This window comes from Bullifex porci, assembly GCF_009695635.1.
Lineage (GTDB): Bacteria > Spirochaetota > Spirochaetia > Sphaerochaetales > Sphaerochaetaceae > Bullifex > Bullifex porci.
The window spans coordinates 1-1537 of the sequence record NZ_VUNN01000053.1 but is presented as its reverse complement, the minus strand read 5'-3'; the positions used below and the strand labels follow the sequence as shown (position 1 = coordinate 1537).

Below are 1537 nucleotides of genomic sequence, written 5' to 3'. Positions count from 1 at the left end.
AAAAAAACCTGGCAACGACCTACTCTCCCACGGACAAGCCGCAGTACCATCGGCGAAGAAGCGTTTCACTGTCGTGTTCGGGATGGGAACGTGTGTTTCCACTTCTCTATGGTCACCAGGAAATTCACAATGTTGTTTAAGGAAAACTTAAGCAAGCAAGTGAAGCTGTTTTCAGGAACGAAAACGATAATATGGTCAAGCCTCACGGCTTATTAGTACTGGTAAGCTGAACATGTTACCATGCTTATACCTCCAGCCTATCAACCAGTTAGTCTCACTGGTTCCTTTAGGACTCTTAAAGAGTCAGGGATGTCTCATCTTGAGGAGGGCTTCCCACTTAGATGCTTTCAGCGGTTATCCCTTCCGAACGTAGCTACCCAGCAGCTGCTCCTGGCGGAACAACTGGTACACTAGAGGTTCGTCCACTTCGGTCCTCTCGTACTAAAAGCAGAACCTCTCAAACATCCAACGCTTGTGGCAGATAGGGACCGAACTGTCTCACGACGTTCTGAACCCAGCTCGCGTACCGCTTTAATTGGCGAACAGCCAAACCCTTGGGACCTGCTCCAGCCCCAGGATGCGATGAGCCGACATCGAGGTGCCAAACCTTGCCGTCGATATGAACTCTTGGGCAAGATCAGCCTGTTATCCCCGGAGTACCTTTTATCCGTTAAGTGACGGCGCTTCCACACGCTACCGCCAGATCACTAAGACCTACTTTCGTACCTGCTCGACTTGTTTGTCTCGCAGTCAAGCCACCTTGTGCCTTTACACTTGCCGGATGATTCCCAACCATCCTAAGGTGACCTTCGCGCGCCTCCGTTACCCTTTGGGAGGCGACCGCCCCAGTCAAACTTCCCGCCTGACACTGTTCCGAATCCGGCTTACGGACCCGGTTAGAAACCTGTATCAGCAAGGGTGGTATTTCACCATCGACTCCGCACACCCTGACGGGCATGCATCCTTGTCTCCCACCTATCCTACACATGCTGATCCAAGTTTCAATATCAAGTTAAAGTAAAGGTTCACGGGGTCTTTCCGTCTAACCACAAGTATCGGGCATCTTCACCCGAACTTCAATTTCACCGGATTTCGCGTTGAGACAGTGCCCAAATCGTTACACCATTCGTGCGGGTCGGAACTTACCCGACAAGGAATTTCGCTACCTTAGGACCGTTATAGTTACGGCCGCCGTTTACTGGGGCTTAAATTCGCTGCTTCGTATTGCTACTAACAACTCCTCTTGACCTTCCAGCACCGGGCAGGTGTCAGTCCATATACTTCCCATTGCTGGTTCGCATAGACCTGTGTTTTTGGTAAACAGTCGCTTGGGCCATTTCTCTGCAACCATGTCGCCATGGCCATATTTATCCCGAAGTTACATATGTATTTTGCCGAGTTCCTTAACGCGAATTCTTCCGTGCGCCTGCGCATTCTCAGCTCGCCCACCTGTGTCGGTTTATAGTACGGTCCCTTACTGACTAACCTTAGAAACTATTTCTCGTCACGACGATTACACACTCTTCAGCTTTCCGTA

At 50.4% G+C, this 1537-nt stretch carries 2 rRNA genes; both read right to left on the bottom strand.

Annotated elements, in window-relative coordinates:
• Window positions 1-6 precede the first annotated feature (6 nt).
• Window positions 7-120, bottom strand: a 5S ribosomal RNA gene (rrf, locus tag FYJ80_RS11550).
• Between the two features lie 71 nt (window positions 121-191).
• Window positions 192-1537, bottom strand: a 23S ribosomal RNA gene (locus FYJ80_RS11545); the annotation flags it as partial.